The 6,823-nt window shown below is 70.6% G+C and carries 5 protein-coding genes; 1 reads left to right on the top strand and 4 read right to left on the bottom strand.

Annotated features, from left to right (window positions below; translation table 11 throughout):
* Positions 1-170 precede the first annotated feature (170 nt).
* The 4 genes from ACIQUC_RS15570 to ACIQUC_RS15555 form a co-directional block, all read right to left on the bottom strand.
* Positions 171-1,508, bottom strand: a complete 1,338-nt coding sequence (locus tag ACIQUC_RS15570; protein ID WP_402268707.1) for an ABC transporter substrate-binding protein — start codon at positions 1,506-1,508, stop codon at positions 171-173.
* Between the two features lie 100 nt (positions 1,509-1,608).
* Positions 1,609-2,559: a carbohydrate ABC transporter permease gene (locus ACIQUC_RS15565; RefSeq protein ID WP_402268704.1), complete on the bottom strand. Its 951-nt coding sequence runs from the start codon at positions 2,557-2,559 to the stop codon at positions 1,609-1,611.
* A complete protein-coding gene (locus ACIQUC_RS15560) occupies positions 2,556-3,470 on the bottom strand; it encodes a carbohydrate ABC transporter permease (RefSeq protein ID WP_022906102.1) in 915 nt (304 codons plus the stop codon). Before ACIQUC_RS15560 ends, ACIQUC_RS15565 begins: the two co-directional genes overlap by 4 nt.
* Complete coding sequence (locus ACIQUC_RS15555; RefSeq protein ID WP_402268701.1) at positions 3,467-5,500, bottom strand: beta-galactosidase; 2,034 nt, start codon at positions 5,498-5,500, stop codon at positions 3,467-3,469. Before ACIQUC_RS15555 ends, ACIQUC_RS15560 begins: the two co-directional genes overlap by 4 nt.
* A gap of 294 nt (positions 5,501-5,794) precedes the next feature.
* Between ACIQUC_RS15555 and ACIQUC_RS15550 the strand changes: the two genes are divergently transcribed.
* Positions 5,795-6,817: a LacI family DNA-binding transcriptional regulator gene (locus ACIQUC_RS15550; RefSeq protein ID WP_402268699.1), complete on the top strand. Its 1,023-nt coding sequence runs from the start codon at positions 5,795-5,797 to the stop codon at positions 6,815-6,817.
* The last annotated feature ends 6 nt before the right edge of the window (positions 6,818-6,823 follow it).

The raw sequence follows: 6,823 nt of genomic DNA, 5'->3' as shown, positions 1-6,823 counted from the left end.
CCACCCCCCCCCTGTTATCTCGCTCCAACCCCCCCCCCCCCCCCACCCCCCCCAACCCCCCCCCACCCCCCCCCCAACCCCCCCCCCCCCCCCCCCGGGGGGGGGGGGCCCCCGGGGCCCCCCCGCCTCCCGTCCGTCGTCGTGCGCGTGGGCGCATCAGACCGCCGGCATCACTCCTTGACCGGGATCGACTGCGCCTTGAGCGCCGCGACCGTCTTGGACTGCCCCGACTCGAGCGCGTCGAGGAGGGTCCCCTGCCCGGAGGCCGCCTGGCCGAAGCCGTCCGACACGTCCGAGTAGGTCTGCGTCATCGTCGGACCCCAGGTGAAGGGCTGGATGTCCTTCGCCGCGGTCGCGAACTCCTCGTAGATCTTCTGGTTGCCGTAGAACGGCAGCCCCTCGGTGAGGGCGGGGAGCTCGGCGCCGGTGGACGACGCGGGGTAGAGGTTCGCCTCCTTGTTCAGCGCGGCGAGCGCCTCCTTCGAGGTGTTCAGCCAGACGAGGAACTCCGACGCCTCGGCCGGGTGCTTGCTGCCCGCGAAGACGACGTTCGACGAACCGCCCCATGCGGCCGACTTCGAGTCACCCTCGGACCACTGCGGCATCGGCGCGACGGCCCACTTGCCCGAGGTCGACGGTGCACCGCTCGAGATGGTGTTCGCACCCCAGACGGCCGAGACCCAGGTCCAGTCCTGGCCCTTGTCGTAGGCGCTGTTCCACTGGTCGGTGAAGCTCGGCAGGGTGTTCACGAGCTTCTTGTCGATGAGGTCCTGCCAGTAGTCCGCGACCTTCTTCGACGCGCTGTCGGTCAGGTTCACCGTCCAGTCCGAGCCGGAGTTGGAGAACCACTGGCCGCCGGCCTGCGAGACGAGCCCGGCGAACTGGTTGACGTCACCCTTGGCGAAGTTCGTGATGTTGCCGCCCATCGCCTTGATCTTCACGGCGTCCTGGGCGTACTCCTCCCAGGTCTTCGGGACGTCGAGCCCGGCCTTGTCGAAGAGGTCCTTGCGGTAGTACAGCGCCATCGGACCGGAGTCCTGCGGCACGGCGTAGACCGACTTCGACTCGCCGAACGTGACCTGGTTCCACAGGCCGTCCGAGAAGTCCTTCTTCGCGGCGCTGATGCCGGAGCACGCACCGATGTCCTCGAGGCCGCCCTGCACGCGGAAGGCCGGCAGCGTGTCGTACTCGACCTGCCCGATGTCCGGAGCCTGCTTGGCCTTGAGCTGGTTGAAGAAGTTCTGGTACGTGCCGCTGTTGCCGTTCGCGACGATCGAGACCTTCACCTGGATGTCCGGGTGGGCCTTGTTCCAGATGTCCACGACCTTGTCCATGTTCGGCACCCAGGTGGTGAAGTCGAGGGTGACCTTGCCGCTCGACGGCTTGCAGCTCGCGGCGGCGGTGTCGGAACCGCCACCCGAGCCGCTGCCACCGGTGCTGCAGCCCGCGAGGGCGACGGTCGCGGCGACCGCGACGGCGGCGACGCTGAGGAACTTCGTTGTCTTCATGCTGTTTCCGTTCGGGATGTGAGTGGGGTCGGTGGCGCTGGTCGGGGGCGGGCCGGTCGGCCGGGCGGCCGCCCGGGCCGGGCGGCCGCGCGCGGGCGGGCTACTTCAGGCCGCCGGCGCCGAGGCCGGACCGCCAGAAGCGCTGCAGGGAGAGGAAGGCGACGAGGAGCGGGATGATCGAGACGAACGACCCGATGAGCACGAGGGTGCGGAGGTCCGGGTACTGGTTCACGCTCGAGTTCCACGTGTAGAGGCCGAGGGTGACGGGGAACAGCGACGAGTCGCGGAGCATCACGAGCGGCAGGAAGAAGTTGTTCCAGATCGCGACGAACTGGAACAGGAAGATCGTCACGAGCGCCGGCGACATGAGCCGGACGGCCACGGTGAAGAACGTCCGGACCTCGCCGGAGCCGTCGATGCGGGCGGCCTCGATGATCTCGTCGGGCACGCTCGACGCTGCGAACAGCCGCGACAGGTAGACGCCGAACGGGCTGACGATGCTCGGCAGGAACACCGACCAGAACGTGTCCGTCAGGTCGACCTGGCTGAAGATGAGGAACAGCGGCAGGGCCAGCGCGGTCGCCGGCACGAGGACGCCGCCGAGGAACACGTTGAAGAGCACCTCGCGTCCGCGGAACCGGTACTTCGCCAGGGCGTAGCCGCACATCGCCGACAGGACGGTCCCGATGAGCCCGGCCACCCCGGCGTAGGCGATGCTGTTGAGCATCCAGCGCACGTAGACGCCGTCCTGCCGGGTGAACAGGTCGCCGAGGTTCGTGATGAAGTCCTGCACCGACGACGCGCTGAACCACAGCGAGAACGTGGTGTTGAAGTTCGCGGTCGTCTTGGTCGACGAGACGAACAGCCAGAAGATCGGCAGCAGGAAGTAGATCGTGAAGACGCCCATGACGAGCATCGCGGTGCTCCGCGAGATGACGCTCTCGCGCGGCCCGCGTGCGCCGGGCTGCAGGGGCCTGGAGGCGCGGTTCGGCTCGAGCGGTCGGCCGGCGTTCCGCACGGCGTCGCGTCGGCTCGGTGCGTTGACGGTCACTGGTCACCCTTCCGCTGGGTCAGTCGGAGGAACCCGATCGACAGGACGAACGTCGCGACCGCGAGGACCACGGAGAACGCGGCGGCGAGGTTGAAGTTGGGCACCGACGAGGTCGAGTAGACGAGCATGTTCGGCGTGAAGGTCGACGAGATCGTCGAGGTGAACTGGCGGAACACGGTCGGCTCGGTGAGGAGCTGCAGGGTGCCGATGACCGAGAAGACCGCGGTGAGCACGATCGCCGGGACCACCATCGGGATCTTGATCGACCAGGCGATCCGGAACTGGGACGCCCCGTCGAGCTTCGCCGCCTCGTAGATCTCGGTCGGGATCGCGAGGAGCGACGAGTAGATGATGAGCATGTTGTAGCCGACGTAGACCCAGGTGACCACGTTCGCGACGGCCCAGAGGACGGTCCCGGAACCGAGGAGGTCGACCTTCGACGTGACGGCCGAGAAGGGCGAGAGGTTCGGCGCGTAGAGGTAGCCCCACATGATCGCGGCGATGACACCGGGCACGGCGTACGGCGCGAAGAACGCCAGGCGGAAGAACCGCTTCCCGCGCAGCAGCGGCGAGTCGAGCAGGAGTGCGAACACCAGGGCGAGGGCGAGCATCACCGGCACCTGGACAACGCCGAAGAGCAGGACACGCAGGACCGAGCCCCAGAACTCGCTGTTCTGGAACACGAGCACGTACTGGCTCAGTCCACCGAACACCTGCGTGGGGGCGCCGAACGTGCCCTGGCGCTCGATCTTCTGCAGCGACTGCCACACCGCGTAGAGGATCGGGACGAGGTAGAACGCGGTGAAGAGCACCGCGAACGGCGTGACGAAGACCGCGATGGCGCGGCGGTACCGGAAGCCCCCGCCGCGTGGACGTCGGGCGACCCGGGGTCGCTGGGCTGTGGTGGTCATGAACGCTTCCTGTCCGTGCGGATGATCTGGGTGCCACCGGGGGCGATGGTCGTGGTGCCGGCGACGGGGCGGTCGGCGACGAGCTCGTGGCCCGCCTCGTGGTGCTCGACGGGCTGGTCGGAGTGGTTGAGCAGGAACACCCACTCGTGCTGGTCGTCCAGGCGGCGGACGACCTCGAGGCCGGGTCGGGCGGCGGGGTCCGGTGCGACACCGGCCTCGGCGAGGACCCGGCGGAGCAGCTCGGTGCGCGCGGCGTCCTCGAGGACGGTCGACACGTACCAGGCGCTGCCCGCGCCGTGCGCGTTGCGGGTCACGGCGGGCGACCCGGCGAGCGGCCCCTCGGCGTAGGCCGTGACAGGCTCGGCACCGTGCAACGAGACCGGCTCGGACCAGGTGTGCGCCCGGGTGCCGTCGGTGAGCGCGAGGGTCTGGCCGGCGCCGAGCGGGAGGAACTCGTCCACGCGCACGCCGAGCAGGTCGCGGAACGCACCGGGGTAGCCGCCGGTCCGGACACGGTCGCGCTCGTCGACGATCCCGCTGAAGAAGGTGACGACCGCGTGCCCACCGCGGGCGACGTGGTCCGCGACGACCGCGGCGTGCTCGTCACGCACCATGTACAGCTCCGGCACGAGGACGACGGCGTAGCCATCGAGGGACGCGCCGGGTGCCACGACGTCGACGGTCACGCCGAGGTCCCACAGCGCGGCGTGGAACGCGTGGACCTGCTCGAGGTAGCGGAGCGCGGTGCTGGGGTGCGCCTCCAGGTCGGCCGCCCACTGGTTCTCCCAGCTGAAGACGAGCGCCACGTCGGCGACGACGCGGGACCCGCGGAGCTCGCCGAGCCGCTCGACGAGGGCGCCGAGGTCCACGACGTCGCGCCAGGTGCGGGAGTCGGTGCCCGCGTGCGGCAGGAGTGCGGAGTGGAACTTCTCGCTGCCCTGCACCGACGCGCGCCACTGGAAGAAGCAGACGCCGTCGGCCCCACGGGCGATGTGCGCCACGGTGTTCCGGAGCATCTCCCCCGGCGCCTTCGCGACGTTGTACGGCTGCCAGTTCACGGCGCCCGTCGAGTGCTCCATGAGCAGCCAGGGCGCTCCGCCGGCGAGCCCGCGGGTGGTGTCCGCGGCGAACGCGAGCTCGACGTGCGGTCGGGGCAGTCGGTGGTCGAGGTAGTGGTCGTTCGCGATGACGTCCATGTCCGCGGTCCACGACCAGTAGTCGAGCGCCGTGATGTGCGCCGCGACCATGAAGTTCGTCGTGACGGGCTTGTCGCTCAGGCCGCGCAGGACCTCGGCCTCGGCGCGGTGGTGCGCGAGCAGCTCGTCGGACGAGAACCGGTCGAAGTCGAGCGTCTGGCCGGGGTTCGTGAAGGACAGCGTCGCCCGCGGCGGCAGGACCTGGTCCCACGCGGAGTAGCGCTGGCTCCAGAAGGACGTGCCCCAGGCGGCGTTCAGCTCCTCGACGGTGCCGTACCGGTTCCGGAGCCAGCCGCGGAAGGCCTCGGCGGAGACGTCGCAGTAGCAGTGCGCGTTGTGGCAGCCGAGCTCGTTCGAGACGTGCCAGAGCCGGACCGCGGGGTGGTCGCCGTAGCGCTCGGCGGTGGCGCGGACGAGGGCGAGGGCGTGCTCGCGGTAGACCGGGGAACTCGGGCAGAACGCCTGGCGTCCGCCGGGCCAGCGGGTCGTCCCGTCGGCCACGACCGGCAGGACCTCGGGGTGGGCGGTGGTGAGCCACGGCGGGGTCGAGGCCGTCCCGGTGCCGAGGTCGACGCCGATCCCGGCGCCGTGCAGCAGGTCGATGACGCGGTCGAGCGCGGCGAAGTCGTACTCGCCCCGGCGCGGCTCGACGTGCGACCAGCCGAAGACGTTGATCGCGACGAGGTTCACGCCGGCCTCGCGCATGAGCCGGACGTCCTCGACCCAGACCTCGGGGTCCCACTGCTCGGGGTTGTAGTCGCACCCGAACGCCAGGCCGGTCGAGCCGAGCCCGAGCGCGCCGGTGGCGACGGTCGGCTGGGTGGTGGTGGTCACGTCGGGTCCTCGCTGATCGGGGCGGCGCTGCACCGTCCCGGTCGCGAACGACCCCTTCGACGGCGAAGGTCACCCATGTTCTGGGAGCGCTCCCAGTCCGCACCAGCCGATCGGGGCGGGATGGTTCTGGGAGCGCTCCCAGAGTGAACAACAGAATCCGGTCCGTGTCAACACGACCGCGTCGAACCAGGCTTCCGACGTCGAACCAGCGTCGACGCCCGGTTCGACGTCGCGATCGTGGTTCGACGCCCGTCGGCCGCCGATCCGCGGGCGGCGAGCCGCTATCGTTGCCGCATGTCCGACGTCCGGTCCGCCCGCTCCCGCGCCACGATCCAGGACGTCGCGGACGAGGCCGGACTCTCCCGCGGCACCGTCTCCCGCGTCCTCAACGACGAACCGTACGTGTCGCCGAAGGCCCGCGAAGCCGTCCAGGACGCCGTCCGCCGGGTCGGCTACGTCCGCAGTGCCGCGGCCCGCAGCCTCGTCACCCGACGATCGGGCGCCGTGGCGCTCATCGTGCACGAACCGAGCGTCCAGGTGCTCGACGACCCGAACATCGGCAACATCCTCATCGGCACGAACGCCGTACTGTCCGAGGCCGACCAGCAGCTCGTGACGATCATGGTCGACTCCGCCCGCGACAACGAACGCGTCGTCGAGTACCTGCGCGGCGGCTTCGTCGACGGTGCGATCGTGCTCTCCGCCCGCGACGGCGACCCGGTGACGCGCGCCATCGAGCAGATCGGACTGCCGGCGTGCTTCGTCGGGCACCCGTCCGACGCGCCGAACACCTCGTGGATCGGCATCGACAACCGCTCCGCGGCCGAGGCGATCACCCGGCGACTCGTCGACACCGGCCGGCGACGCATCGGCATGCTCGCGTCGGGGCTCGACCGCGACTCCGGCCAGGACCGCCTCGCCGGGTTCACCGCCGCGCTCGGCGACCGCTTCGACCCCGGACTGGTCGCGCGGAACCCGCTCTTCAGCTACACCGCCGGCGTCGAGGGCATGCGTGAGCTCCTCGAGCGGGCACCGGACGTCGACGGGGTGTTCGCTGCGTCCGACGCCGTCGCCGCCGGGGCGATGGACGTCCTGCAGCGGGCCGGCCGGTCCGTGCCGGGCGACGTCGGCGTGGTGGGCTTCGACGACAGCGCGTGGGCGCTCCGCTGCGACCCGCCGCTCTCGACCGTGCGGCAGCCGGCCCGCACCCTCGGCGAGCACGCGGCCCAGCAGGTCCTCGAGCAGATCGCCGGGACGGACGACACCCCGCGCGGGTTCGTCCTGCCGACCGAGGTGGTCTGGCGCGGCAGCGCGTAGACGACC

It is taken from the genome of Curtobacterium sp. NPDC098951, assembly GCF_044759965.1.
In the GTDB taxonomy this organism is placed as follows: Bacteria; Actinomycetota; Actinomycetes; order Actinomycetales; family Microbacteriaceae; genus Curtobacterium.
This window is presented reverse-complemented; position numbering and strand designations above follow the sequence as displayed.

What these genes read in the sequence shown, in the direction of transcription:
- ACIQUC_RS15570 (WP_402268707.1), bottom strand. Translation starts at nt 1,508, where the DNA reads ATGAAGACAACGAAGTTCCTCAGCGTCGCCGCCGTCGCGGTCGCCGCG.
- ACIQUC_RS15560 (WP_022906102.1), bottom strand. Translation starts at nt 3,470, where the DNA reads ATGACCACCACAGCCCAGCGACCCCGGGTCGCCCGACGTCCACGCGGC.
- ACIQUC_RS15550 (WP_402268699.1), top strand. Translation starts at nt 5,795, where the DNA reads ATGTCCGACGTCCGGTCCGCCCGCTCCCGCGCCACGATCCAGGACGTC.